The sequence below is a fragment of the Micromonospora sp. CA-111912 genome, from assembly GCF_050948415.1.
Taxonomy (GTDB): Bacteria; Actinomycetota; Actinomycetes; order Mycobacteriales; family Micromonosporaceae; genus Micromonospora.
Map to the genome: position 1 here is coordinate 195,834 of NZ_CP192007.1, position 24,981 is coordinate 220,814.

The 24,981-nt window shown below is 73.6% G+C and carries 20 protein-coding genes; 10 read left to right on the plus strand and 10 right to left on the minus strand.

The features are described from left to right. Window positions 1–4 precede the first annotated feature (4 nt). From ACQPZO_RS00930 to ACQPZO_RS00940, 3 genes are all read right to left on the minus strand, one after another. Complete coding sequence (locus ACQPZO_RS00930; RefSeq protein WP_433346154.1) at window positions 5–2,527, minus strand: polynucleotide kinase-phosphatase; 2,523 nt, start codon at window positions 2,525–2,527, stop codon at window positions 5–7. Then, window positions 2,524–4,044 (minus strand): 3' terminal RNA ribose 2'-O-methyltransferase Hen1, encoded by a 1,521-nt coding sequence (locus ACQPZO_RS00935; protein WP_433346156.1) that lies wholly within the window; start codon window positions 4,042–4,044, stop codon window positions 2,524–2,526. Before ACQPZO_RS00935 ends, ACQPZO_RS00930 begins: the two co-directional genes overlap by 4 nt. A gap of 112 nt (window positions 4,045–4,156) precedes the next feature. Next, the gene (locus ACQPZO_RS00940) at window positions 4,157–5,713 is read right to left on the minus strand and encodes an LPXTG cell wall anchor domain-containing protein (RefSeq protein WP_433346158.1); all 1,557 of its coding nucleotides are present in this window, start codon (window positions 5,711–5,713) and stop codon (window positions 4,157–4,159) included. A gap of 176 nt (window positions 5,714–5,889) precedes the next feature. Here ACQPZO_RS00940 and ACQPZO_RS00945 point away from each other — a divergent pair, with 176 nt between their 5' ends. Beyond that, window positions 5,890–6,375: a SigE family RNA polymerase sigma factor gene (locus ACQPZO_RS00945; RefSeq protein ID WP_433346160.1), complete on the plus strand. Its 486-nt coding sequence runs from the start codon at window positions 5,890–5,892 to the stop codon at window positions 6,373–6,375. Beyond that, window positions 6,372–7,439 (plus strand): LCP family protein, encoded by a 1,068-nt coding sequence (locus ACQPZO_RS00950; protein WP_433346162.1) that lies wholly within the window; start codon window positions 6,372–6,374, stop codon window positions 7,437–7,439. The genes ACQPZO_RS00945 and ACQPZO_RS00950 overlap by 4 nt, the downstream gene beginning before the upstream one ends. Before the next feature lie 69 nt (window positions 7,440–7,508). Here ACQPZO_RS00950 and ACQPZO_RS00955 read toward each other — a convergent pair whose 3' ends face one another. Next, entirely contained in the window at window positions 7,509–7,721 is a 213-nt protein-coding gene (locus ACQPZO_RS00955; RefSeq protein ID WP_350880496.1) for a hypothetical protein, read from the minus strand. Between the two features lie 133 nt (window positions 7,722–7,854). Between ACQPZO_RS00955 and ACQPZO_RS00960 the strand changes: the two genes are divergently transcribed. Then, the gene (locus ACQPZO_RS00960; RefSeq protein WP_350880498.1) at window positions 7,855–8,238 is read left to right on the plus strand and encodes a phage holin family protein; all 384 of its coding nucleotides are present in this window, start codon (window positions 7,855–7,857) and stop codon (window positions 8,236–8,238) included. Between the two features lie 179 nt (window positions 8,239–8,417). Then, window positions 8,418–9,440 carry a class II fructose-bisphosphate aldolase gene (gene fbaA / locus ACQPZO_RS00965; protein WP_433346165.1) on the plus strand — a complete coding sequence of 341 codons (1,023 nt, stop codon included), beginning with the start codon at window positions 8,418–8,420 and terminating at the stop codon, window positions 9,438–9,440. Window positions 9,441–9,502: 62 nt separating this feature from the next. Here the strand turns inward: fbaA and ACQPZO_RS00970 are convergent, their stop codons facing one another. Further along, window positions 9,503–10,711 (minus strand): LOG family protein, encoded by a 1,209-nt coding sequence (locus tag ACQPZO_RS00970; protein ID WP_433346167.1) that lies wholly within the window; start codon window positions 10,709–10,711, stop codon window positions 9,503–9,505. A gap of 316 nt (window positions 10,712–11,027) precedes the next feature. On the opposite strand from ACQPZO_RS00970, the gene ACQPZO_RS00975 reads away from it, so the two are divergent. Beyond that, window positions 11,028–11,456 (plus strand): DUF3151 domain-containing protein, encoded by a 429-nt coding sequence (locus ACQPZO_RS00975; protein WP_433346169.1) that lies wholly within the window; start codon window positions 11,028–11,030, stop codon window positions 11,454–11,456. Between the two features lie 58 nt (window positions 11,457–11,514). Here ACQPZO_RS00975 and ACQPZO_RS00980 read toward each other — a convergent pair whose 3' ends face one another. Together ACQPZO_RS00980 and ACQPZO_RS00985 are read right to left on the minus strand one after the other, a co-directional pair. Continuing rightward, complete coding sequence (locus ACQPZO_RS00980) at window positions 11,515–13,233, minus strand: chromosome partitioning protein (RefSeq protein ID WP_433350702.1); 1,719 nt, start codon at window positions 13,231–13,233, stop codon at window positions 11,515–11,517. Window positions 13,234–14,245: 1,012 nt separating this feature from the next. Beyond that, window positions 14,246–15,244, minus strand: coding sequence for a hypothetical protein (locus tag ACQPZO_RS00985; RefSeq protein ID WP_433346171.1), 999 nt, complete (start codon window positions 15,242–15,244; stop codon window positions 14,246–14,248). A 122-nt stretch (window positions 15,245–15,366) separates the two neighbouring features. Here ACQPZO_RS00985 and ACQPZO_RS00990 point away from each other — a divergent pair, with 122 nt between their 5' ends. The 5 genes from ACQPZO_RS00990 (at window position 15,367) to ACQPZO_RS01010 (ending at window position 20,746) form a co-directional block, all read left to right on the plus strand. After that, window positions 15,367–16,656 (plus strand): adenylosuccinate synthase, encoded by a 1,290-nt coding sequence (locus ACQPZO_RS00990; RefSeq protein WP_433346173.1) that lies wholly within the window; start codon window positions 15,367–15,369, stop codon window positions 16,654–16,656. A 347-nt stretch (window positions 16,657–17,003) separates the two neighbouring features. Beyond that, on the plus strand, window positions 17,004–17,900 hold the full coding sequence (locus ACQPZO_RS00995; protein ID WP_433346175.1) for an endonuclease domain-containing protein: 897 nt from the start codon (window positions 17,004–17,006) through the stop codon (window positions 17,898–17,900). 168 nt (window positions 17,901–18,068) lie between these two features. Then, on the plus strand, window positions 18,069–19,328 hold the full coding sequence (gene purD, locus ACQPZO_RS01000) for a phosphoribosylamine--glycine ligase (protein ID WP_433346177.1): 1,260 nt from the start codon (window positions 18,069–18,071) through the stop codon (window positions 19,326–19,328). Window positions 19,329–19,386: 58 nt separating this feature from the next. Further along, a complete protein-coding gene (locus ACQPZO_RS01005; protein ID WP_433346179.1) occupies window positions 19,387–19,905 on the plus strand; it encodes a SigE family RNA polymerase sigma factor in 519 nt (172 codons plus the stop codon). Continuing rightward, on the plus strand, window positions 19,898–20,746 hold the full coding sequence (locus tag ACQPZO_RS01010) for a hypothetical protein (RefSeq protein ID WP_433346181.1): 849 nt from the start codon (window positions 19,898–19,900) through the stop codon (window positions 20,744–20,746). The genes ACQPZO_RS01005 and ACQPZO_RS01010 overlap by 8 nt, the downstream gene beginning before the upstream one ends. Window positions 20,747–20,785: 39 nt before the next feature. On the opposite strand, the gene ACQPZO_RS01015 is transcribed toward ACQPZO_RS01010, so the two are convergent. The 3 genes from ACQPZO_RS01015 to ACQPZO_RS01025 all read right to left on the minus strand — a co-directional run bounded on the left by ACQPZO_RS01015 (window position 20,786) and on the right by ACQPZO_RS01025 (window position 24,981). After that, on the minus strand, window positions 20,786–22,009 hold the full coding sequence (locus ACQPZO_RS01015) for a serine hydrolase domain-containing protein (protein WP_433346183.1): 1,224 nt from the start codon (window positions 22,007–22,009) through the stop codon (window positions 20,786–20,788). 155 nt (window positions 22,010–22,164) lie between these two features. Next, window positions 22,165–23,727, minus strand: coding sequence for an AMP-binding protein (locus ACQPZO_RS01020; RefSeq protein ID WP_433346185.1), 1,563 nt, complete (start codon window positions 23,725–23,727; stop codon window positions 22,165–22,167). 39 nt (window positions 23,728–23,766) lie between these two features. Beyond that, the gene (locus ACQPZO_RS01025) at window positions 23,767–24,981 is read right to left on the minus strand and encodes an acyl-CoA dehydrogenase family protein (protein ID WP_433346187.1); all 1,215 of its coding nucleotides are present in this window, start codon (window positions 24,979–24,981) and stop codon (window positions 23,767–23,769) included.

Below are 24,981 nucleotides of genomic sequence, written 5' to 3' on the forward strand. Positions count from 1 at the left end.
ACCGTCACAGGCGGGGGTCGACCGGCTCGGACTCGCAGGCCAGGATGGCGAAGACCAGCTCGTGGCGGCGCCAGAGCGGGGCGTCCGTCGCCAGCGCGTCCAGGGCGGCGAGCCCGAGGGCGTGCTCCCGCAGGGCCAGCCCCCGCTTGCGGCCCAGCGACCGTCGACGCAGCGCGGCGAGCTGCTCCGGCCCGGTGTACCCGGGGCCATAGATGATCCGCAGGTACTCCCGGCCCCGGCACTTGATCCCCGGCTGGAGCAGCGATCCCCGCGAGGACCGGGCGGCCGGCCCGGCGTACGGCTTGACCACCATGCCCTCCCCGCCGCCGCCGGTCAGCGCCAGCCACCAGTCGGTGGCGTCGGCCTCGGCCGAGGCGTCGGCCAGGTCGACGACCCGTCGCCGGGTGGGGGTGAACAACCCCGGGTCGGCGGCACACAGCCGGTCGACCAGGTCGAGGTGCCAGCCGTGGTCCCGGTCGGCGTGGCTGGCCCCGGCGGAGGCGAGCACCACGAACGGGGCGAGGGTCACCCCGCGCAGCCCGTCGGTCGGCGCCACGTACGCCCGGTACGCCGCCGAGTACGCCTCGACCTCCACGGACCGGACGGCCATCCGCTCCCGCAGCTCCCCGACCGGCAGGCCCCGACCGGCCGCCGCGTCCAGAGTGGCCAGCACCGCCGGCAGGGCGGCCCGACCGGCCGCGCCCACGCTCGCGTACTGCTCGCGGATCAGCCCGCCCGCCTTCGCCGACCAGGGCAGCAGCTCGCAGTCCAGCAGCAGCCAGTCGGTGCCCAGCTCCGCCCACAGCCCCGCCGTGGTCACCGCCGCCCGGACCCGGTCCAGCAGCTCGCCGTCCAGCTGCGGGCCGAAGAACGGCCGGCCGGTGCGGGTGTGCACCACGCCGCCGCCCGGCCCGAACGGGCCGCCGTCGGGGTCGCGGCAGACCAGCACCACGGCACGCGAGCCCATGTGCTTCTCCTCGCAGACCACCCGGTCGACGCCGGCCGACCGGTAGTCGGCGAACGCCTGCGCCGGGTGCTCCAGGAATCCCTCGACCGTCGACGTCGAGCACGGCGCCATCGTCGGCGGCAGCCAGGTCAGCCAGCTCGGGTCGACCGCGAACCGGCTCATCACCTCCAGCGCGGCGGCGGCGTTCTCCGCCGGCACGGTCAGCGTTCCGTACGGGTGCTCGACGTGCCGTCGGCCGGCGACGTCGCGCAGGTCCAGCACCGTGTCCGGGCGGGTCGGGGCCGGCGCGACCAGCGGCCGGGCCGGGGCGTACCACTCCTTCACCGCGCCGACGGAGACCAGCTCCCGCTCCGGGTAGCGCAGCGCGGTCAACTTCCCGCCGAAGACGCAGCCGGTGTCGACGCAGATCGTGTTGTTCACCCATTCCGGCTCCGGGGCGGGCGTGTGCCCGTACACGACCATGGCCGAGCCCCGGTAGTCGCGCGCCCACGGGTAGCGCACCGGCAGGCCGTACTCGTCGACCTCGCCGGTGGTCTCCCCGTACAGCGCGAACGCGCGGACCCGGCCCGACGCGCGGCCGTGGTACTCCTCCTTCAGCCCGGCGTGCGCGACCACCAGCCGGCCGCCGTCCAGCACGAAGTGACTGACCAGGCCGTCGATGAAAGCCGCCGCCTCGGCCACGAAGCTGTCCGGTTCCGCCGCCAGCTGGGCCAGCGTCTCCGGCAGGCCGTGGGTGAGCCGCACGTCCGCGCCGCGCAGCTTGCGCAGCAGCTTCTGCTCGTGGTTGCCCGGCACGCAGATCGCGTGCCCGGCCGCCACCATGCCCATCACCAGGCGGAGCACCCCGGGGGAGTCCGGGCCGCGGTCCACCAGGTCACCCACGAAGACGGCGGTACGGCCAGCCGGATGCGCCGCGTCCACCGGGCGGCCTGCGTCGTCGCGACGCAGGCCGTAGCCGAGCCGGAGCAGCAGCGCCTCCAGCTCCTCTCGGCAGCCGTGCACGTCGCCGACGATGTCGAACGGCCCGGTCAGGTCCCGCCGGTCGTTGAACAGCTTCTCGTACCGGACCTCCGCCGCGGCGATCTCCTCGACGCCGCGCAGCACGTGCACCTTGCGGAAGCCCTCCCGGGCCAGCTGCCCGTACGACCGGCGCAGGTCCCGCTGCATCCGGGCCAGCACCGGCCGGCCGAAGGTGCGGTCCGCGCGGGTCTGCGTCCGCTCCCAGGCCAGCGCCTCCGGGACGTCCAGCACGATCGCCACCGGCAGCACGTCGTGCTCCCGGGCCACCCGGACCAGCCCGGCGCGGGCGTGCGGCTGGAGGTTGGTGGCGTCCACGACGGTGAGCCGGCCGCGCCGCAGCCGGATCCCGGCGACGTGGTGCAGGGCGTCGAACGCGTCCGCCGACGCCGACTGGTCGTTCTCGTCGTCGGCGACCAGCGCCCGGAACGCGTCGGAGGAGAGCACCTGGCTCGGGGTGAAGTGCCGCCGGGCGAAGGTGGACTTGCCGGAACCGGAGACGCCGACCAGCGCCACCAGGGCCAGCTCGGGGATGTCGATCATCGGCCCGCCTCCTTCGGTGCGGTCGTCTGTGTCATGGCATTCGGCTGCGCCTGGGCAGTTGGCTGTGTCGTGGCATTCGGCTGCGCCGGGGCAGTCGTCGGCGTCGTGGTGAACACGGCGAGCTGGGTGGGGGCGCCGACCTCGGGGTCGTCGTCGCCGATCCCGCCGATCGTCGCGGTGTAGCCGTGCGTGGCGGTGACCCGGTCGACCCAGGCGGCGAACTCCGCGCGGGTCCACTCGAAGCGGTGGTCCGGGTGCCGGAACCGCCCCGCGCCCAGCCCCTCGTAGCGGACGTTGTGCTCGGCGTTCGGCGTGGTCACCACGACCGTGGCGGGCCGGGCGTGACCGAACACGGCGTCCTCCAGCGCCGGCAGGCGGGGCGGGTCGAGATGCTCGACGACCTCCATGAGCACCGCCGCGTCGTACCCGCGCAGCCGGTCGTCCCGGTAGGTCAGGGCCGACTGCCACAGCCGGATCCGGTCGCGCTGCCGCTCCGGCAGCCGGTCCAGCCGCAGCCGGCGCTCGGCCAGCGTCAGCGCCTGGGCGGACACGTCGGTGCCGACGATCTCGGTGTACCGGCGGTCGCCCACCAGGGCGGACAGCAGCGCCCCGCCGCCGCAGCCGAGATCCACCACCCGGGTCGCCCCGCTGGCCGCGAGGGCGGCGAGCACCGCCTCCCGGCGGCGTACCGCCAGCGACGGCCGGCGCGCAGGCTCCCCGCTGTCGGCCTCGGCGACGCTGTCGGCGGGCGGCTCCTCGGTCAGCCGCTCCTCGGCGAGGCGGGCCATGGCCTCCCCGGCCAGGGCACGGCGGTGGGCCAGGTAGCGGCGGGTGATGGTGGACCGCTCCGGGTGGCCGGCCAGCCAGCCGGCACCCGCCCGGAGCAGCTTGTCGATCTCGTCCGGCGCAACCCAGTAGTGCTTCGCGTCGTCGAGCACCGGCAGCAGCACGTACAGGTGGTTCAGCGCGTCGGCGAGCCGCAGCGTGCCGGTCAGCGTCAAGTCGACGTACCGGCTGTCGCCCCACTCCGGGTACGTCTCGTCGAGCGGGATCGGGTCGGCCGCCACCGCCCAGCCCAGCGGCGCGAACATCCGGGTGGCCAGGTCGGCACCGCCCCGGCAGCGCAGCACGGGCACCCGGATCTCCAGCGGGATCTCGGCGGCGGCCAGCTCCGGCCGGTCCCGGGACTCGCCGCGCAGGGCGGACCGGAACACCCTGGCCAGCGCCGAGGCGAGCAGGCTCGACGCGGCGTACGGCCGGTCGTTGACCCACTGGCCGAGGGTGAAGCCGTCCGGGGCGGCCGGCTGGCTCCGGTTCTTGCCGCGGCCGCCAGCCAGCCGCAGCGGGTCCACGTCGACCAGCAGGGCCATGGTGCAGCGCCCCTCGTCCGCCTCGGGGTAGACCACGTGCGCGACGCCTACGGGCAGCTCGAAGGAGTGCACCCGGTCCGGGTGCTTGACCAGCAGGTACCCGAGGTCGGTCGCCGGCCGGTGGGTGGTGGTCAGGGTGAGCAGCACCCACCCATGGTGTCAGGGACTTCGATCTTGCGTCGTCCCGTTTTCGGGTGGCGACAACGGCGGCGCCCCGCCGACCCGGGTGGGTCGACGGGGCGCCGGCGGTACGGGTGGATCAGGCGACGAAGCGGGTCCGGCGGCGCTTGGCCACCAGGTAGCCGCCGACGCCGGCCACGAGCAGCAGGACGCCGATGCCGGCGACCAGGCCGGTCGAGGCACCGGTGACCGGCAGGCCACCGTCACCGCCGCCCCCGCCGCCGCTGCTGGCCGCGTTGACCACGATCTTCGCCGTGTCGTTCGCCGGCTTGAGGTCCGCGTAGAAGCCGCCCTCGCACTCACACGGCACGTTGACCTTCACCGTGCCCTCCGCGTTGGCAATCACCTTGTCGATGCGCAGCGCGAACTCGGTGGTCAGCTCCACGCCGGCCGGGGCGAGCGGGCCCGGGTAACAGCGGTACTCGCGGGCGCCCGGCTTGCCAGCCTCTTCCCAGTTGGAGTCATTGCCCTTGCGCGGCGCGCATTCGAAGGGAACCTCGACGGCGGTGGTGCCGGTCGGCACGGTGACGTCCACGAAGGTGACGTCCGAGCCGGAGCGGATGTGGTCGAGGGTCGCCGGCCCGTTGTTCCGGAAGCCGACGGTCGCGGTGACGACCGCGCCGGCCTTGCCCTTCACCGTGTCGCCGATCGCCTGGAGGTCCGCGCCGTTGCGGCCGGACACCTTGACCGTCCACTCGGTGAAGTTGTTGCTCGGGTCGGTGTCGGTCTGGGCGGCCCGGTTCGCCTTCGTGGGGACGTCGCGCAGGGTCAGCTTCGGCCCGCTGCCGTGCATGGCAGCCTTGGCGCCGGCCTCCTCGCGCAGGTCGAACAGGTCCTCGAAGTCCGCGTACGTCATGAACCAGGCGTTGCCGTACTGGTTGCTCGGCGCGTAGGTGTCCTTGCCGAGCTGGTAATTCAGCGTGGTGGCCCGGCCCTCGCCGGCCGGGATCTCCTCGTCGAACTGGCAGGCGATCAGGTGGTCCTCGTTGTAGAGGCAGTTGCTGAACCGCTCCTTGGTGCGGATCGCGTAGTTGAGGTCGAAGAACGCGACGACGCCCTTGACGGCCTTCTCGCCGACGTTCGACACGACCAGCGGCGCCTCGAACGCACCGCCGGGCTTGACGACGAACTCGCTGCTGGGGCCGCCCGCCAGATCGACACCCTCGCCGATACGGATGCGGGAGGTGTAGCGCGCCCGCTCCCTGCCGGCCACCTGGAGGCTGATCTTCAGGTCGCCGGAGTCGTCGGTCTTCGCCTTGTCGGTGGGCACGATGCTCACCGGGTCGGCCTGGCCGCCGTAGGACTCGTCCAGGGGGACGTCCCAGGTCTCCTTGCAGACCAGGACGCCCTCCTCCGGGGCGGTGCAGTCGGCGGTGCCGTCGCCGGTGAGGGTGATCTTGCCGGCCAGCGACCGGTAGTCGTACCGCACGGCGACGTCGGGGAGCACGGTCGCCTCTTCGGCGTACAGGCGCACGGCCCGGGACGTGCCGGGTGAGTCCGGGGCCACGGTGACGTTCTGGAAGTAGAGCTCGATGTCGGCCTCGGGTGCGGCGAAGGCCGGGGTGGCGGAGGCGGCGACGAACGCGCCTGCGACGCCAAGCCCGGCCAGCCAGCGCCGGGTCGAGTGCTTGAGCATTGGGGGGTTCCTCCCGTGGGGATCAGGTAGCGCCCGTGGATCTTAAGGATTCGTTAAGACCGCAGGTCACCCCCGTACGGCGGATCGGGGATCTAATGAGCCGAACGGTTGATCACATCTGCCGCAACGTTCAGCCGGCCCGGTCCCGTCATCAGAACAGGACACCGGGAGGTGCATTGACGTACGAGGAGTTCGCCGATTCGCGGCTGACTGCCCTGCTGCGGTACGCGGTCATGCTGACCGGCGACCCGCATCAGGCGCAGGACCTGGTGCAGGAGACCATGGTGCGGGCCCAGTTGAACTGGCGGCGGGTGGCGCGGGCCGACTCCCCGGAGCGGTACGTGCGTCGGATGCTCACCAACCAGTACGTCGACTGGCGACGCGGCTCGTGGGTGCGCCGGGTGCTGCTGCGCGCCGAGACCGACGACGCCGTTCCGGCCTCCACCGACCACGCGCAGACCGCCGTGGATCGGGACCAGGTCTGGACCTGGCTGGCCCGCCTGCCACGGCGGCAGCGCGCCACCCTGGTGCTGCGCTACTACGAGGATCTGCCCGACGCGGAGATCGCCGAGATCCTCGGCTGCGCGGTCGGCACCGTCCGTTCGTCCATCTCCCGCGCCCTGGCCACTCTCCGGGCCGAATACGTGGAGGTCTGCTCATGATCGAGGACGACCTGCGTGCCGCGTTCGCCCGGCACGAACCGCTGGCCCCGGCGACCGGCCCGCTGCGGGCCGCCATCGACCGGCTCGCCGCCGTCCGTCGGCGTCGGCGGCTGCGTACCGCGCTCGGCGGGGCGACCCTGGCCCTACTGGCGGTCACCGGGCTCGGCTCGGCCCAGGTCGTGACCTCGGCGCAGGCCCCGGAGCAGGCCGAACTCCTGGCCGGACCGACCGGTGGGGGACCCGCCGGGGCGATGAACCTGCTGCTTCTCGGCGTGGACTCCAGCGGCCCGCAGCCCCCGAGGGCCGACTCGATCCTGCTGGTGCACGTGCCGGCCGACCGCAGCCGGCTCTACCTGCTCTCGATCCCGCGCGACCTGAAGGTGGCCGTCCCCGGCCACGGCAGCGAAAAGATCTACGCCGCCTTCGGCTCCGGGAGCGGCGGGGCGGGGCGCCAGCCCGACCTCCGCGCGGGCTACCACCTCACCTCGCAGGTCGTCGCCCGGCTGACCGGGGTACGCGTCGACGCGGGCGCCGTGCTGACCTATCCGGTGCTGCGGAAGGTCACCGACGCGGTGGGCGGGGTGGAGCTCTGCCTACCGACCGAGGTGCGTTCCGTGCACACCGGCCGGACCTACCCGGCCGGCTGCCAGCACCTGGACGGCACCGCCTCGGTGGACCTGCTCCGGCAGCGGCGCACCCTTGCCGACGACGCCCGGGACCGGGACCGCAACGCCCAACGACTCGCCGCCGCCCTGGTGCGCCGGGCCGACGAGCGGGGCGTGCTGCACGACCCGGTGCGGGTGTCCCGGCTGGCCGCCGACATCGGCCCGCACCTCACCCTCAGCTCGGCGAGCGGCTCGCTGCTCGATTTGCTGGCCCTCGTACCCCGTTTGAGGTCCGCCGAGGTGGTCGGCCTCAACCTGCCGGCCGTGCCGGTCGACGAGCCGGCCCGCCACTACGAGCCGGACCCGGCCGCCGCCCCGGAGCTGCTCGCCGCGTTGCGCGAGGACCGCCTCGCGGCGTGGGTCGCGGCGCACCCCGAGCGGGTCACCGGCCTGCGCTGACTCCGGCGGCGACGGGTGGACATCCCGCCCATGCGTCGCCGCAGGCCCGCTGCCGCCCGTCGATCAGGATCAGCGGTAGTCGTCCTCGTCGGGCGCGACGACCCGGGCCTGCTCGATGGCGTCCCAGTCGTCGACCTCCAGGCCCCGGCTCGGCTCCTGCTCGCCGTCGGCCGGGTCGGTCGAGGTGGCCTGCTCCACGGCGTCGGCCGGGGACGCCTCCGGGTCCCGCTCCTCCGGAGCGAGGTGGTCGCTCGGAGTGAAGTCCTCGTCGGGCTGACCCATCGTCCCTCCCTGATTCCGGTGGAAAGCTACCCACACCGTACGGGCTGACCCGGGTGCGCGCTCGGAGCCGAGGAGAAAGCCGAGTCGCCGGAATCGGTCCTCCGGGCCCGGCCGGCGGTGCCAGGATGATGTCGTGGGCTTCCTGATCCGGCTGGTGATCACGGCGATCGCGTTGTGGATCGCCACCCTGGTCGTGCCCGGCGTCGAGGTGGGCGGCCGGCACGGCGGCAACACGGCGCTCACCCTCGTGGTGGTGGCGCTGATCTTCGGCGTGGTCAACGCCGTGCTGAAGCCGGTGATCAAGGTGGTGGGCTGCGTCTTCTACCTGCTGACCCTGGGGCTGTTCGCGCTGGTGGTCAACGCGCTGCTGTTCCTGCTGACCGACTGGATCGCCCGCCAGTTGGACCTGCCGTTCCGGGTGGACGGCTTCTGGGCTGCCTTCTGGGGGGCCATCGTGATGGCCGTGGTGAGCTGGCTGATCAGCGTCGCCGTGCCGGACCGGTGGGAGGGCCGGTGAGGTGCCGCAGGGGGTGCCCGGCACCCCGGTCACCGGCCCACACCTCGGGCGGGTCAAGGGTCGGTTACGTCCGTGGTCACCCTCTACGGGATACTTCCGGCGGAGGACAGCGCGGTCCGGCGCACCCACGGAAGACAGCGGCCAGTACGGCCGACAGCGGTAAGTAAGGAGCGTTCGATATGCCCATCGCTTCCCCCGAGGCCTACGCGGAGATGCTGGACCGTGCCAAGGCGGGCCGGTACGCGTACCCCGCGATCAACGTGACCTCCTCCCAGACGCTGAACGCGGCCCTGAAGGGCTTCGCCGACGCGGAGAGCGACGGCATCATCCAGGTCTCCACCGGCGGCGCGGAGTACCTGTCCGGCCCGTCCGTGAAGGACATGGTCACCGGTGCCGTGGCGTTCGCCGCGTACGCCCACGAGGTCGCCAAGAAGTACCCGGTCAACATCGCCCTGCACACCGACCACTGCCCGAAGGACAAGCTGGACAAGTTCGTCCGGCCCCTGATGCAGATCTCCAAGGAGCGGGTCGCCGCCGGCCAGGATCCGCTGTTCCAGTCGCACATGTGGGACGGCTCGGCCGTGCCGGTGGCGGAGAACCTGAAGATCGCGTCCGAGCTGCTGGACCGGGCCGCCGAGGCCAAGATCGTCCTTGAGATCGAGGTCGGCGTCGTCGGTGGCGAGGAGGATGGCGTCGAGAACGCCATCAACGACAAGCTCTACACCACCGTCGAGGACGGCCTGGCCATGGTCGAGGCCCTCGGCCTGGGCGAGAAGGGCCGCTACATGGCGGCGCTGACCTTCGGCAACGTGCACGGCGTCTACAAGCCGGGCAACGTCAAGCTCCGCCCGGAGATCCTCAACCAGATCCAGGAGGCGGTCGGCGCCAAGTACGGCAAGGACAAGCCGCTCAGCCTGGTCTTCCACGGCGGCTCCGGCTCGCTGCTGTCCGAGATCCGCGAGGCGCTGGACTACGGCGTGGTGAAGATGAACATCGACACCGACACCCAGTACGCCTTCACCCGGCCCGTCGCCGACCACATGCTGCGCAACTACGACGGCGTGCTGAAGATCGACGGCGAGGTCGGCAACAAGAAGCTGTACGACCCGCGGGCCTGGGGCAAGCTCGCCGAGGCCGGGCTCTCCGCCCGCGTCGCCGAGGCCTGCGAGCACCTGCGCTCCACCGGCACCAGGATGAAGTAACACCCACCCGTACGACACGACGGCCGGCACCCGGGAGGGGCCGGCCGTCGTCGTCGCGGGGGTCAGCCGGCGGTCAGCACCCGGACCGCCTCCCGCACGTCGTCGGTGAGGTGCACGGTGCCGGAGAGGTCACCGAACGGCGAGGCGGTCAGCAGCGGGCGCAGCAGCGTCTCGATCGGCAGCTCCGTCGTCCAGTAGGCCCGGTCCAGGAAGACGTACGCGCCGCTCGACCCGTCCGTGCCGTAGTACGTCTTCGTCGCCGCCTGGAACACCTCCTGCACGGTGCCGGCCCGGCCGGGCGCGAAGACGATCCCGCCCCGGGCCAGCCGCAGGATGGTGTCCTCCCGGATGGCGTTGGAGAAGTACTTGGCGATCCGCCCGGCGAACAGGTTCGCCGGCTCGTGCCCGTACAGCCAGGTGGGGATGGCGAGCCCGCCGGCTCGCGCCCAGTCCACGCCGGCGCCGCGCTGCTGCGGCACGTCCGGCGGCGCGCCGTACCGGGCCCGGACCTCCAGCGCGGCGGCGGTGTAGCGCTCGTGGTCGGTGAAGTCCGGCGCGGTCGTCAGCAGGTCGATCGCCGCGGTCAGCTCCTCGGCCGGCCGGCTCGACAGGTAGGCGCCCAGGTTGGCCGCCTCCATCACGCCGGGCCCGCCGCCGGTCACCACCAGCCGGTCGGCCCGGGCCAGCTCCCAGCCCAGCACCGCCGCCATCCGGTACGGCACGCTGCCCCGTCGGACGGCGTGCCCACCCATCACACCGACCACCGACTGCGGGCCGTGCGTGGCGAGCCAGGCGCGGGTGGCATCGACCAGTGCGTTGTCCACGCCGTGATCGTGCAGCCGCTGGCCGAGCGCCTCCTTGACGTCGGGCAGCGCGCCGCCGTGTGCCCGGAAGTGCTCGTACACCCGGGTGTCGTACATGTTCGCGAAGCCGCCTTCGGCGAAGCCGGCGGCCAGTTCGTCGGGGGTGTAGAGGTGCGACGGCTGGGTCGGGTACGGCAGCCCGGAGAAGGGCGGCACCACGTTCGCACCGCGCCGGACCAGGTCGGCGCCCACCTCGCGGGAGGCGAAGCGGCAGCCGACGAAGAGGGTGCCGGTCACCTCCGTCCCGGTGAGGTCGGGGACCGGGTCGAGGTCCAGGCGTAGGCCCTGGACGGTCAGCCCGGCCAGGGTGCCGGTGGTCAACCGCTGTTCGAAGATGCTGCGGGTCTCGATCTCGGTGGCGCTGGTGTCGTGCGGGGAGATGACATCCGCTGGAGGTGGGGTCGGCACCAGCCCATCCTGCCCACCCGGGGCAACCCGCCAAACCCGCCCGCCGGGACGCACCACTGACGCGCCCGACCCGCTGATTCGGCGGTGCGCCGGGCTCTGGACGACAGGAGCCCGGTGGCGAGGCCACCGGGCTCCTGCGTGACCGGTTCCTGGGGAGGCTCCGGACCAATAGTTGTAGTGGAAGACCTCTCCCGGCGGCATGGGCCGCAGGTCCCCCGGCGCGGGGCCGCAGGCGTGACCAATGCCTCAACCGTTCAGCCAGCCGGGTCTGCCGACCCGCTCGCGCGGCGTAGAGCGAAGCGGGTTGAATGGGACGATGCAGAACCTGTTGCCTGAGCCGCCGGCCACCCTCCTGCCGGTCCACGACGAGGCCGACGCCACGCTCGCCGCCGCCATCGAGGCCGGCACCGACGAGGCGTACGCCGAAGTCGCGGCCCGTTTCCCGACCTACAGCGCCGGCTGGGCGGCGCTCGCGGGCCGCGCCCTGGCCGCCGGCCAGGTCGTCTCGGCGTACGCGTACGCCCGGACCGGGTACCACCGGGGCCTGGACCAGCTGCGCCGCAGCGGCTGGAAAGGGCATGGCCCGGTGCCCTGGTCGCACGCGCCGAACCAGGGCTTCCTGCGCTGCCTGTACGTGCTTTCCCGGGCCGCCGGCGAGATCGGCGAGGCCGACGAGGCGGCCCGCTGCGCCCAGTTCCTGCGCGACTGCGACCCCGCCGCCGGGGACGCCCTGGCCAGCGCCTGATCCCTGCGAGCCGGTGCGACGGCCGGTCCGGCACCTGCCGGGCCGGCCGTCGCGCTGCTCAGAGCCCTTCGGCGACCGATGCGGCGATCTTCAGCCAGGCGTCCCGGGTGGCCGAGGAGAGCCCTCCGTACCGGATCGGCTCGCCGGTGTCGATCAACCGCTCGTACGGGGCCAGCAGCACCGCCCGGGTCCGGGCCGCGAAGTGGTCCTGGATGGCCGGCAGGTCGATCTCCTTGCGTGACGGCGGCATGGACACCACCGTCACCGCCTGCCGGACCAGCCGCTGCCGGCCGCTCTGCTCCAGGTGGTCGAGCATCCGGGCGGCGGTCTCCGCCGAGTCGTTCCGGGCCGACATGGTCACCACGAGCTGGTCGGTGGCGTCCATCGCGGCCTGCCAGTTCTGCGCCCGGACGTTGTTGCCGGTGTCCACGAAGATCAGCTTGTAGAACCGGCTGACCACCTCCCGGATCTCGGCGAACGCCGACGCGGTGAGCATCTCCCCACCGGTGGCCGACTCGTCCGAGGCGAGCACATCGAACATCCCCTCGCCCTGCGAGCGGACGTACTGCGACAGGTCGCCGACCCGCCCGTGGGCACCCTGGAACTGGCCCAGGTCGCGCAGCATGTCGCGCACCGTGCGGGAGTGGAAGTCCTGCTGGGCGCGCATCCCGAGGGTGCCCTGGGTCTCGTTGTTGTCCCAGGCCAGCACGTACCCGCCGCGCTTCTGCCCGAACGTCATGGCGAGCAGCAGGATCGCCACGGTCTTGCCCGCGCCGCCCTTCGGGTTGACCACGGTCACCTGGCGCAGCCCGCCGAAGTTGCGGCGAACCATCTCGATGTCGTGGCGGAACTCCTGCTCGTGCCGCCCCGGCGGGAGCTTGATCAGCCCCGTCTTGTTCACCACGGCCCGTACGCCCATCGTGGCCACCGGGTCGGCCGGGCGGACCTGCCGGCGGCGGGTGAAGTCCTCGGCGGTCGGCGCAGTCCCGAGGTCGGGCGTCCAGCCCGCGTCCGGGTATCCGGGCGGCACCCGGGTCACCCCGTCCGCCTCCTGGTAGGGCGGGTGCGTCACCGGGGCCGCCGGCTGCTGGCCGTGCTGCGGCCAGCCCGGGGGATACCAGCTCGGCTGTCCCGCGTCGCGGGGCCCCGGGGCGGGCTGCTGTCCCGGCCCCCACCCTGCCGGCGGGCCCGTCACGGCCGCCGGTGCCCCGGCCGCGTACGGGTCGGCCGCCGGGGTGGGGCCCGCGTACGGGTCGGCTGGCGGGGGACCGGCCGCATACGGGTCGGCCGGCGTGCCGCCGGTGGCGGGCGGATAGGGGGTCGGGGGCAGCGGCCCGGGCGGGTTCATCACGGGTGGGAACGGCCCCGGCGGCTGCATGGCGCTTCCCTCCGGACCGGGGGCTGCACGCCAACTGGCCTGCGGCTCCGGTCCCTGCGGCTCCGTCCCGCCCAGCTCCATTCTGCTCAGCTCCGTCCCGCTCAGCTCCGTCCCACCGGGCCGTTCGCCCGGCGAGCCGTCCGCAGCCGTTCCGTCCGCAGCCGTCCGGTCCGGACCCGGGCCTTCCTGCCCCGGTCCGCTCGTGCCGGGACGCCTCGGTGGCAGGGCCCACGGGGAATCGGCCGTCCCCCGCGCTCCGCCGTTCGAGCTCGGCACCGATCCGTCGGCCGTTCCGTTCCGGCCGTCGCCGCTCCCGGCAGCCCCGCTCCCGGCAGCCCCGCTCCCGGCAGCCCCGCTCGCGGCCGATCCGCCGCTCCCGCCCGGCTCGGTCACCGCCATCGGGCCGGTCACCTCGGGGAAGGCCGGGCCGACCGTCGGCGGCACGGTCGTCGGCGGCACGGTCGTCGGAGGGCCGGTCGTCGGAGGGCCGGTCGTTGGGGGCACGGTCGTCGGGGGCAAGGTCGTCGGCGGTGTCGACGGGTCGGCCGGGCCCACCGGTCGACGGGCCGGGATCGGGGCCGGGTGCGCGGTGGCCGCCTGGTCCAGGGTGAAGGGCAGGTGCAGATCCACCGGCCCGGGCACCGGCTGCCCGGCCCGGGGGGCCGGCACACCGCCTACGGAGGGCGGCGCCCACGCGGTCTCCGACGGCACCGGCGCCCACCCGTCCGGTCCGTTCGCCGACCACTCGTCGGGCCCCGATGCGCTCTGCCCGTACCCGTGCCCGTGGCTCTGGCCGTGCCCGTGGCCCTGGCCGACCCCGGCCTGCCCGCCCTGCGGTCCGACCACGGGGTACCCGCCCTGTGTCCCGGCGGTGGCCGGGTATCCGCCCTGTGTCCCGGCGGTCGCCGGGTACCCGGCCTGCGACGCGACGGTGGGCGGGTATGCGTCCCGCTGCCCCGTCCCGGGCCGCGTGGCCGGCGAGGCGGCCAACGACGGGTACGCGCTCTGCGCGTCAGACCCCGGCCCGGGGACCGGTGGAAGGGGTGTCGGCTGCTGGGGTGTCGGCTGCTGGGACGCGTTCACGGCCCAAGTCGGGCCGGAGTCGGCCGGCCCGGGATCGGTCGGGTCCGGCGGCCAGAGCGGTTCGACGTCCCGCTCCGGAACTGGCTGCTGGCCGGGTACGTGGACCCGGTCGGCGTTGTCGTCCACGACGGTTCCTCCCCATTCCTCCTGCCGAGGATAGGCCCCGGGGCCGAGCCGCCGGCCATCGACGCGGATCTCCACCGGCCCGCGCCCCGAAGACACTCCCCCCGGACACCCCAGCGTGCCAACGAATCGTCCGGCATGGTGGCCGTACCCGGCATGGTGGCCGTACCCAAAGCAGGCGCCGCCGGAACGCCGCAGAGGCTCTTCAGGCCGTCCAGACCGCCCAGGCGCCCGGCTCGGTCCACCACGACCGCTTCCGGCTCAGCTCCCCCTCGACCCCGTCGTCGAGGTAGGGCACCCGCTCGTCGCGCGGGATGACGGCCACCGCGCGCCCCCGCGCCCGGCGTACCTCGAACCGCATCCGCTTCCTGCCCAACGTCGAGCGGGTCACCACAGGAACGGCCACCGCCACCTCGACCACGCCGTCCGTCGGGTCCCCGGCGGTGAGCAGGGGAAGGCCGTCGAGCTGGGCGTATCCGCCCGCGTTGCCGATGGCGCAGGCCAGGAGGGGGTCGTCGCCCGCCGAGAGCACGACATCGTCGACCTCGATCCGGCCCCGCCAGTGCAGCGGCCGGCCGGCGTCGTTGGCGGCGCCGAGCAGCGCGCCGTCCAGTGTCACCGAGCCGCCGTCGTTTCGCAGCAGGTCGAGCCGGCGGGGGGTGCCGTCCAGGATCGCGGCGGCCACGGCAACCGGGTCGCGCGGCAGCCCGAGCTGCGCCGCCAGGTCACGCTGCCCGCCGCCCCTGGCCGGGTCGAGCGGGAGTACGCCCACCGGCGGCAGGTCCGGCACCGTACGGTTCCCGGGCAGGTCGGCGGGGCGGCGGCTGGGCGGTGGGGCGTACCGCCGGACGAGCCGACGCACGACGGCCCGCAACTGGCTGTCGCTGGCCGTGGCGACGATCAGCCGGGTCTTCGAGTCGGGATCGGGCCAGGTGAGCCCGTCGGGGCGGGGTGGGCCGTCGAGCCGTGTCAGCACCTCGTCGATCTCGGCGTCCGAGCACGCGGTGACGGTCTCCACCCGGGCGCCCCGGGCGGTCAGCGCATCCGCGCAGGCCAGCACCGGCACCCGGGGAGTCTCGCACCGTTCCTCGGCCCGCTCGGGGGCGTCTCCGGTGGTGTCACCGCAGCAGGCCCCGCCGCTGCCGCAGCCCCCGCCGGGAGCGTCCCGCTCCGAGCCGAGGGTGAGCAGCACCACGTCGTACACGAAAGATTCTCCTGACTCTCGACGAACCCCTGCTGGTCCCGCCGTAACCTCTTGTTAGCCTGACACCCCGGGCTCGCCGACCGGTCGCCACCTGGCACCCGAGCCTTCTGGAGGCGGAAAAGATGCCAGCGATCGTGCTCATCGGCGCTCAGTGGGGCGACGAGGGCAAGGGCAAGGTTACCGACCTGCTGGGTGAGCGGGTCGACTACGTCGTGCGCTACTCCGGCGGCAACAATGCCGGCCACACGGTGATCACCCCTGATGGGCAGAAGTACGCCCTGCACCTGATGCCGTCCGGCGCGCTCTCACCGAGCGCGATGATCATCATCGGCAACGGTGTGGTGGTCGACCCGAAGGTGCTGCTGACCGAGATCGACGGCCTCGCCGAGCGCGGGGTGGACGTGTCCCGGTTGCGGATCTCCGGCGACGCGCACCTGATCATGCCGCACCACCGGGCCCTGGACCTGGTGGTGGAGCGCTACCTCGGCAGCTCCCGGATCGGCACCACCGGCCGGGGCATCGGCCCGGCGTACGGGGACAAGGTCGCCCGGATGGGTATCCGGCTTCAGGACCTGCTCGACCCGGGCATCCTGCGCAAGAAGCTGGAGCTCGCGCTACGCGAGAAGAACCAGATCCTGTTCAAGGTGTACAACCGCAAGGCGATCGACGTCGAGGCGACCGTCGAGGAGTACCTGGAGTACGCCGAGCGGCTCAAGCCGTACATCGCCGAGACCCGGGTGATGCTCTGGGACGCCCTCGACCGGGGCGAGACGGTCCTGCTGGAGGGTGCCCAGGCCACCATGCTCGACATGGACCACGGCACGTACCCCTTCGTGACCTCGTCGAACCCGACGGCGGGCGGGGCGTGCGTGGGCGCCGGCATCCCGCCGACCGCGATCAACAAGGTCATCGCGGTGAGTAAGGCGTACACCACCCGGGTGGGCTCCGGCCCGTTCCCGACCGAGCTGTTCGACGACAACGGTCAGCACCTGCGCAAGGTCGGCCACGAGTACGGCACGACCACCGGCCGGGAGCGCCGCTGCGGCTGGTTCGACGCCGTCGTGGCCCGGTACGCCTGCCGCCTCAACGGCGTCACGGATCTGGTGATCACCAAGCTGGACGTGCTCACCGGCCTGCCGAAGGTCCCGCTCTGCGTCGGGTACGAGATCAACGGCAAGCGCTTCGACGACATGCCGATGACGCAGACCGAGTTCCACCACGCGACGCCGATCTACGAAGAGCACGACGGCTGGTGGGAGGACATCACCAAGGCGAGGACCGAGGCCGAACTCCCGGAGAACGCGAGACGCTACATCGCCCGCATCGAGGAGATCTGCGGCACCCGAGTCAGCGTCGTAGGCGTAGGCCCCGGCCGCGAGGAAAACGTAACCCGCCACCCCCTCCTCCCCTAGCCCCCTCCCCGGCCCCTCCTCCCTCCCCCTCCCCCTCCCCCTCCCCCTCCCCCCTCCCTCTCCCCCTCCCCCCGGCCTCCCGCCTCCAGCCCCGTTGATCATGAAGTTATTGCCCGCCATCTCGGCGTGTCGCGGCGATAACTTCATGATCAACGCTGGCCGGATCGCAGGGGTTGAAGTGTCAGGTCCGCAGGCGGGTGGCGGGGTTATCCACAGCGGGATGGGGGGTTTTCCACAGGGGGTTTTGGGGGGTTGGGTGGGGGCGGGAATCTGGGTTTGTGGATGCGGTGGATGCGGCGGGGGCAGTGGGGGTGGTGCGGCGGGTTGCCGCTGCGCAGGACGGCGTCGTGACGTTGGCGCAGGCGCGTGCCGCCGGTCTCACCGTGCACGAGGTGCAACGGTTGTGCCGCTCGGGGCGGTGGCGGGCGATCGCGCGAGGCGGTTACCTCGTGGACGCCGACCTGTACGACGGCGTCCCCCGGGCGGCCCGGATCAGGGCGGCGGTGGCGTCCTTCGGCCCGGGCGCAGCCGCCGTCCTCGGGACCGCCGCCGAGCTGCACCGGATCGCGGGGCTGCCCCGGTCCGACGCGATACACCTGTCCGTGCCCGGGGCGGTCGCCAGGCCGGCCCGCGCCGGGCATCCCGAGGTGGTCGTCCACCAGTTGGTGATCGCGCCGGGTCAGCTCGGCTCGGTCGGGGGGATCGCGGCGACCGGGCCCCTGCGTACCGTCTCCGACCTCATCCTTCGTGAGGACCGCTACGCCGCCGTGTCCCTGCTCGACTCCGCGCTGAACCGAGGACTCCTCGGGCCCGAGGAGTTGCGCCTGATCCCGTCCATGATCCGGGGGAGGCGGGGAGCGGTCTCGGCCCGCCTCCACCTCACCGAGGCGGACGGTCGGGCGCAGTCGCCGCTGGAGACCCGGACGAGGCTGCGCTGCGTCGACGGCGGGGTGCCGCCCGAGGTGCTCCAGTTGGAGGTGCGTGACGCCGACGGTTACCTGCTCGGCATTGGTGACCTCGGCTGGCGTGCCGCGCGTCTGATCGCCGAGGCCGACGGGCGGGAGCCGCACAGCGGTCCGCAGGCGGTCTACGCCGACCGTCGACGCCAGAACCGACTGATCAACGCGGGCTGGCGGGTCCTGCGTTTCACCTGGTCGGACACCCTGCGTCCCGACTACATCCCCTGGGCCGTCCGCATCCCCTGGGCCGTCCGCCAGGCACTCAGGGGCGCCCCCCTCCGGTGATGGGTCGCCCCCTCCGGTGATGGGGTCGCCCCCTCCGGTGATCATGAAGTTGTCGCCCGCGACACGCCGGGCGGCCGACAACAACTTCATGATCACCGGAGGTGGGAGAGGAGGTGGGAGAGGAGGTGGGAGAGGAGGTGGGAGAGGAGGTGGGTAGGATTTCGGGTCGTGCGGGTACTTCTTTTGGGTGGTGGGGGGCGGGAGCATGCGCTCGCGCTCGGGCTTTGCGCGGATCCGGCCGTTGAGGGGCTGATCGCCGCGCCCGGTAATCCCGGGATCGCCGGGGTGGGCGGGGTGGGCGAGCTGCGGGCGGTGGATGTCGTCGATCCCGCCGCAGTGGCCGCGCTGGCCGTGGAGACCCGGGTCGACCTGGTGGTGATCGGGCCCGAGGCGCCGCTGGTCGCCGGGGTTGCCGACGCCGTGCGTGCCAAGGGCATCGCGGCGTTCGGGCCGTCCGGAGAGGCCGCCCGGCTGGAGGGCTCGAAGACGTTCGCCAAGGACGTGATGACCGCCGCAGGCGTGCCGACCGCCCGGGCGTACACCTGCGCGGACGAGGCGTCCACCGCCGCCGCGCTGGACGAGTTCGGCCCGCCGTACGTGGTGAAGAACGACGGGCTGGCCGCCGGCAAGGGGGTCGTCGTCACCGACGACCGGGCCGCCGCGCTGGCGCACGCCGCCGAGTGCGGCCGGGTCGTCGTCGAGGAGTACCTGGTCGGCCCCGAGGTCTCCCTCTTCGTGGTCACCGACGGCGAGGCGGCGGTGCCGCTGTTGCCGGCGCAGGACTTCAAGCGGGTCGGCGACGGCGACTCCGGCCCGAACACCGGCGGCATGGGGGCGTACGCGCCGCTGCCCTGGGCGCCGTCCGGCCTGGTCGACGAGGTGATGGCCGACGTCGTCCACCCCACCCTGGCCGAGATGCGCCGCCGGGGCACCCCGTTCGCCGGGCTGCTCTACGTCGGACTGGCGATGACCGCCGCCGGCCCCCGGGTGATCGAGTTCAACGCCCGTTTCGGTGACCCGGAGACCCAGGTCGTCCTCGCCCTGCTGGAGACACCGCTCGGCAGCCTGCTGCACGCCGCCGCCACCGGCACCCTGGCTGACCATCCGCCGCTGCGCTGGCGCGACGGCGCGGCGGTGACCGTGGTGGTGGCCGCCGACAACTACCCGGGCCCTCCGCGCACCGGCGACGTGATCACCGGCGCCGACCGTCCGGGCGTCATCCACGCGGGCACCGCCCGCCGGGCCGCCGACGGCGCGGTGCTCTCCGCCGGGGGCCGGGTCGTCTGCGGTACGGCCACCGGCCCCACCCTCGCCGCCGCCCGGGACGCCGCGTACGAGCTGGTCGGCGGCATCGGGCTGGCCGGCTCGCACCACCGCACCGACATCGCCGCCGCGGCGGTCGACGGCCGGATCACAATTCCCCGCTGACCAGGCAACCCCCGCCCACCTCACCTCCGTTTGACGGGTGAGGTGAGGGGGTGGCGGATTGCCTGCCGACATCGAGGGCTACCGCGAGTACGTCGCTTCGCGGCTGGACCCGCTGCGTCGCACGGCGTACCTGCTCTGCGGCGACTGGCACACGGCGGACGACCTGGTGTCGATGGCGCTGGTCCGGCTGTTGCGGCACTGGCGACGGGTCTCCGCGATGGACAACCCGGACGCGTACGTCCGGCGTGTCCTGCTGCGGGTCTGGCTGGACGAGCGCCGCCGGCCGTGGCGGCGGGAGGCCGCCTGGGCGGACGTGCCGGACGGCGCGGCGCGGTCGGCGACCGACGGGGCCGCGGACCGGCTGACCATCCTCGCCCTGCTGGCCGAGCTGCCAGCCCGACGGCGGGCCGTCCTGGTGCTGCGCTACTTCTGCGACCTCTCGGTCGAGGAGACGGCCCGGGAACTGGGCTGCACCACCGGAACTGTGAAGAGTCAGGCCGCGCGGGCCATCGAGGCGCTGCGGGGCCGCCTCGTCGGCGTACCGGCCACCCACGAGGAGGTACGCGCCGATGGATGAGATCACGTCCCAACTGCACGCCGCCGCAGCCGACGCGCCGGCGACCCGGATCGACGTGGAGCACCTGATCAGCGCCGAGCGGCGGCATCGCCGGCACCGGTCGTGGGTGTGGAGCGGCATCGGCGTCGCGGCTGCCGTCGCCGCGGTGGCCGTGGTGCCGGTGCTGGCGGCCGGAGGGCCTCCCCAGGCGATCACCCTGCCGGCGTTCGGCATGCCCACCGGTGCCCCTCCGACCCCCGTGTCACTGTGCGCCGGGGTGACCCCGCAGACCAGCGGGCCCCTGCCGCCCCTGCAGTCGTACGACACGGTCCGGGCCCGGCCGACGGAGGCACCCGGGGACGGGGTCGCCCGACTGACCGGGGCGCTCCGGGACGCGCTGCCGTCCCTACTGCCCACCGGGGTGCGGATCGACCCGGCGCTGAAGGGCTGCTCCGAGCCGCAGTTCCAGTACCATCCCCGCTACCGGGAGTACACGGTGGACGGCACGGTCCGGCGGGGCGAGGAGTCCGGCGCTTTCCTGCTCCGGGTGCTGCCGACGCCCACGGACGAGGCCGAGCCGGGCTGCCGACATGCGCCCGACCCGGACAACTGCGAGGACGTCAACTATCCGGATGGTTCGGCCGCCCTGGTCAGCATCATGGTCGTGGAACCGGGTCAGCGGCAGCTGTCGGTGCTGCTGTTCAGGCCGGACGGCACCTCGGTGCTCGCCATTACGAACAACTTCCGGAATGAACTGGTCGGCAACCGGAGGCGGACCTCGAAGACCGCCGACGAGCCCCTGCTCACCGTGGAACAGCTCGCCGCGATCGCCCGGGCACCTGGCCTGACCGTGTACTCGTGAACCGTGGGTGGGGCCGTCGGGACGATCGGCGGGCGTGGGTCAGAGCATGCCGAGGGCGGCGCCGATGACGGCCTGGGCGGTGGCGCTCAGCTCCTCGCCCTTGGCGTTCGTCGCGGTGATCGAGTACTCCACCCGGAACCGGCCGTCCCGGGTGGAGGCCACGGCGGCCAGGTAGCCGAACCGGGAGCCGGTCTTGGCCCACAGGGTCTCGCCGTTCGGCAGCGGCATGGCGGTCAGCCCGGCGCTGTACCGGGCCGGCCCGCCCTCGACGTCGTCCACCCGCGGGAGGGTGAACATCTCAGTGAGCTGCGGCTCCGGCACCACCCGGCCGGTGAACAGCGCCGTGATGAAGGTGTCCAGGTCGGCGAGGCTGGAGATGACGTTCCCGGAGGCCGGGGTGAAGGTCTGGCTCCAGGTGGTCGCGTCCACCAGCTCGGTCACCCCGCCGCGTACCACGGCCTGGTAGCCGTGCGCGTGTGGACCGCGGATGCGCGGGTCGTCACCCGGCGCGTACGTGTCCCGCAGGCCGAGCGGCCGGGCGATCCGCCGGTCCAGCTCCGCCTCGTACGAGTGGCCGGTGACCTTCTCGATCAGCAGGCCGGCGACGATGTAGCCCATGTTGGTGTAGTGCTGCTTGTCTCCGGGCTCGAAATTGCGGTCGTTGTCCAGCCCGCGCCGGACGATCTGTTCCGGGGTCCACCGGTCGTACCGGTGGGCGAGCTGCCACTCGATGCCGCCCGGCATCGTCGGGCTGGGGATGCCACTGGTGTGGTCGAGCAGCTGGCGGACGGTCACGGTCGGGTAGTCGGCGGGCAGCAGGCCGGGCAGGTATCCCTGCACCGGCCCGTCGAGGTCGACCCGCCCCTCGGCGGCGAGCTGGAGCACCAGGGCGGCGGTGAAGACCTTGGTGGCGCTGCCCACCCGGAACCGCGCGTGCGGCGGCACCGGGGCCTGGGCCCGCAGGTCCCGTACGCCGCTGGTGCCCGTCCAGCAGCCCTCCGGGGTGGTGATCCGCACCTGGGCGCTGGTCGCGTCGGCGCTGGGTAGGCCGGTGATCGTCGCCCGGAGGGGGTTGGGGTCGAGGGTGCCGGGCCGGCAGTCGGCGCCGCCCCGGCCGAGCGCCGCCGCCCCGGCAGCCACGGAGCCAGCGGCGGCAGGGTCGGCGGTGGGTGGGGCGGCGTAGGCCGCGCCGGGGGCGGCGACGGTCAGCAGGGCGCCGAGCGCCGTGGCGACGAGGAGGGTCCGGCGATTCGTGGTTTTCATGCCGTCGAGCCTGCCCGCCGGGGAGAGCCCGGGGCATCCGGGAGAGTCACCCGGCGCACCCCGGCCGGTGGCTCGGGTGAGTCCCTGGTGTGCCCGGTCGACGGCCGGGGGAGAACCCCCGGGCCGTGCTGGTGGCGCGGCCGGGGGAGACCCGGTCAGTCGTAGTAGCGGCGCAGCTCGCGGCTGAGCACCTTGCCGGTGGCGTTGCGCGGCAGGTACTTCACGAAGACCACGTCCCGGGGCACGGAGAACCGGGCCAGGTAGTGCCGGACGTACTCGCGGACCGGCTCCGGGTCCAGCGTCTCGCCGGGGTGCAGGGCGAGGAACGCGGCCAGTCGCTGGCCGTACTCCGGGTCCGGCACGCCGATCACGGCAGCCTCCCGGACCTGGGGGAGCCGGGCGATCAGGTCCTCCACCTCGGACGGGAAGACGTTCTCCCCGCCGGAGACGATCATGTCGTCGGCTCGCCCGTCGACGAAGAGGAGCCCGTCGACGCCGACCCGGCCGAGGTCCCCGGTGTCCAGCAGCCCGTCCCGGCTCTCCCGTCCCGCCCCCGAGGTGTAGCCCTCGAACAGCATCTCGTTGCCCACGAAGATCCGGCCGACCTGGCTGTCGGGGACCTGCCGCCCCTCCTCGTCGAGGATCCGCAGCCGGGTGCCGTGCGGCGGCCGGCCGGCGGTGGTGGGGGCCCGTCGTAGGTCGGCGGGGCCCGCGATGGACGCCCAGGAGACCTCGGTGGAGCCGTACAGGTTGTAGAGGACGTCGCCGTAGGCGTCCATGAACCTCGTGGCGAGCCCGCCGGGCAGCGCGGAACCGCTGACCGCGACCACCTTCAGCGCCGGCCTCCGGCCGGGCGGGGGCACCTCCATCAGCCGCTGCACCATCACCGGCACCGCGAACATGGCGTCGCAGCGCTGCGCCGCCAGCGCGTCCAGCGTGGCGGCCGGGTCGAAGCGGCGGTGCAGCACGATGGTCGCCCGCAGGGCGAAGCAGACCTGGAGGGCGGCGTACCCCCAGGTGTGGAACAGCGGCGCGGCGATCAGCACGGTGTGCCGGACGTGCAGCGGGATGCGGTCGATGATGGACACCAGCGGGCCGAAGCCGTGCGGGGTGGGCCGGCGGGCCCCCTTGGGCGCGCCGGTCGTGCCGGAGGTCAGCACGATGGTCCGGCCCTCGCGCGGCGGCGGCCGGAGGTCGCCGGGCTGCGCCCACGTGACCAGCTCCTCCAGCCGGGCCTCGTCGACCCGGTGCAGCCCGGCGGGAAGGCCGGGGAGCCGGTCGGCGAACTCGGCGTCGTGCACCAGGACCTTGAGCGCCTGCTCCTCGGCGACGGTGGCGAGCTGCGCGGCGGAGAGCCCGGAGTTGACCAGCACCGCGTCCGCGCCGAGCAGGGTGGTGGCGACCATGGCCTCGATCAACCCGTGGTGGTTGCGGCAGAGCAGCCCGATCCGGTCCCCGGCCTGGATGCCGAGCACGCCGCGCAGCGACTTCGCCAGCCGCTCGGCCCGGTCCAACAGGTCCCGGTACGTCAGCTCCGCGCCCAGCTCGTCGACGACGGCGGTGCGGCCCGGGTCCCGGGCGGCGGCCTGGCGCAGCTCGCCGGCGAGGCTCCAACCCCACTTGCGTAGCGCGCCGAGCTGGGAGGCGATCCGGGTCGGCCGGCCCGGGGTGAGCAGCCCGCGCCGGATCAGCGTGGCGACGACGAACGGCAGGTCCATGCACGGCCTCCTCTGGCGGTGCGGGTCTGCTTCGGGGGGTCAGCGGATGTGCACGCCGGAGATGGCCCGGGAGATGACCAGCCGCTGGATCTCCGAGGTGCCCTCGAAGATGGTGTAGATCTTCGCGTCCCGGTACCAGCGCTCGACCGGGTGGTCCCGCAGGAATCCGGCCCCGCCGAGCAACTGGACCGCCTTCTCGGTGACCGACACGGCCACCTCGCCGGCCTTGAGCTTGGACATCGAGCCCTCGCCGGCGGTGAACGGGCGGTTGTTGCGACCCATCCAGGACGCCCGCCAGACCAGCAGCCGGGCCGCGTCGATCTCCATTCTCATGTCGGCCAGCGCGAACGCGACGGCCTGGTTCTCGATGATCGGCCGACCGAACTGGACCCGGTCCTTCGCGTAGTCGAGGGCGTACTCGTAGGCGGCCCGGGCCACGCCGAGCGCCTGCGCGCCGACGGTTGGCCGGGACAGCTCGAAGGTGCGCATCGCGGCCTGGCCGGAGGCGCGCTGGCCGGAGCGGGCCCGGTCGAGCCGCTCCAGGAGGGCCTCCCGCCCGCCGAGCAGGCAGCGGCCCGGCACCCGGACGTCGTCGAGGAAGACGTCCGCCGTGTGCGAGGCGCGCAGCCCCAGCTTGCGCAGCTTCCGGGTCCCGGTCAGCCCGGCGGTGCCCGGCGGTACGACGAACGCGGCCTGGCCGCGCGAGCCGAGCGTCGGGTCGATCGAGGCGGTGACCACGTGCACCCCGGCGATCCCACCGTTGGTGGCGTACGCCTTCTGCCCGCGCAGCACCCACTCGTCGGTGGCCTCGTCGTAGACGGCCCGGGTGCGCATCGCGCCGACGTCGGAGCCGGCCTCCGGCTCGGTGGTGCAGAACGCCGCGACGGCGGGTGAGTCGACGTCGCCGAAGCACTGCGGGACCCACTCGACGAGCTGGTCGGGGGTGCCCGCGCCGTAGATGGCGGCCACCGCGAGGGAGGTGCCGAAGATGCCCAGGCCGATGCCGGCGTCGCCCCAGAAGAGCTCCTCGCTGGCGATCGGGAGGGACAGGCCGGTGGGATCGGCCCAGCAGGTGGCGAGGAACTCGAAGCCGTACAGGCCGACCTTCGCCGCCTCCTGGATGACGGGCCAGGGGGTCTCCTCCCGTTCGTCCCACTCGGCGGCGGCCGGGCGCACGACCTCGGCGGCGAAGCCGTGCACCCAGTCCCGCAGGTCCCGCTGTTCCTCGTTCAGGTCGAGCGAGAACTCGGCCAT

Excerpts from the sequence above, each read along its gene's own strand:
- ACQPZO_RS00940 (WP_433346158.1), bottom strand. The coding sequence starts at position 5,713 with ATGCTCAAGCACTCGACCCGGCGCTGGCTGGCCGGGCTTGGCGTCGCA.
- ACQPZO_RS01020 (WP_433346185.1), bottom strand. The coding sequence starts at position 23,727 with ATGGACCTGCCGTTCGTCGTCGCCACGCTGATCCGGCGCGGGCTGCTC.
- ACQPZO_RS00975 (WP_433346169.1), top strand. The coding sequence starts at position 11,028 with ATGCAGAACCTGTTGCCTGAGCCGCCGGCCACCCTCCTGCCGGTCCAC.
- ACQPZO_RS01025 (WP_433346187.1), bottom strand. The coding sequence starts at position 24,981 with ATGGCCGAGTTCTCGCTCGACCTGAACGAGGAACAGCGGGACCTGCGG.
- ACQPZO_RS00950 (WP_433346162.1), top strand. The coding sequence starts at position 6,372 with ATGATCGAGGACGACCTGCGTGCCGCGTTCGCCCGGCACGAACCGCTG.
- ACQPZO_RS01010 (WP_433346181.1), top strand. The coding sequence starts at position 19,898 with ATGGATGAGATCACGTCCCAACTGCACGCCGCCGCAGCCGACGCGCCG.
- ACQPZO_RS00980 (WP_433350702.1), bottom strand. The coding sequence starts at position 13,233 with ATGGCGGTGACCGAGCCGGGCGGGAGCGGCGGATCGGCCGCGAGCGGG.
- ACQPZO_RS00930 (WP_433346154.1), bottom strand. The coding sequence starts at position 2,527 with ATGATCGACATCCCCGAGCTGGCCCTGGTGGCGCTGGTCGGCGTCTCC.
- fbaA (WP_433346165.1), top strand. The coding sequence starts at position 8,418 with ATGCCCATCGCTTCCCCCGAGGCCTACGCGGAGATGCTGGACCGTGCC.
- ACQPZO_RS01015 (WP_433346183.1), bottom strand. The coding sequence starts at position 22,009 with ATGAAAACCACGAATCGCCGGACCCTCCTCGTCGCCACGGCGCTCGGC.
- ACQPZO_RS00990 (WP_433346173.1), top strand. The coding sequence starts at position 15,367 with ATGCCAGCGATCGTGCTCATCGGCGCTCAGTGGGGCGACGAGGGCAAG.
- ACQPZO_RS00955 (WP_350880496.1), bottom strand. The coding sequence starts at position 7,721 with ATGGGTCAGCCCGACGAGGACTTCACTCCGAGCGACCACCTCGCTCCG.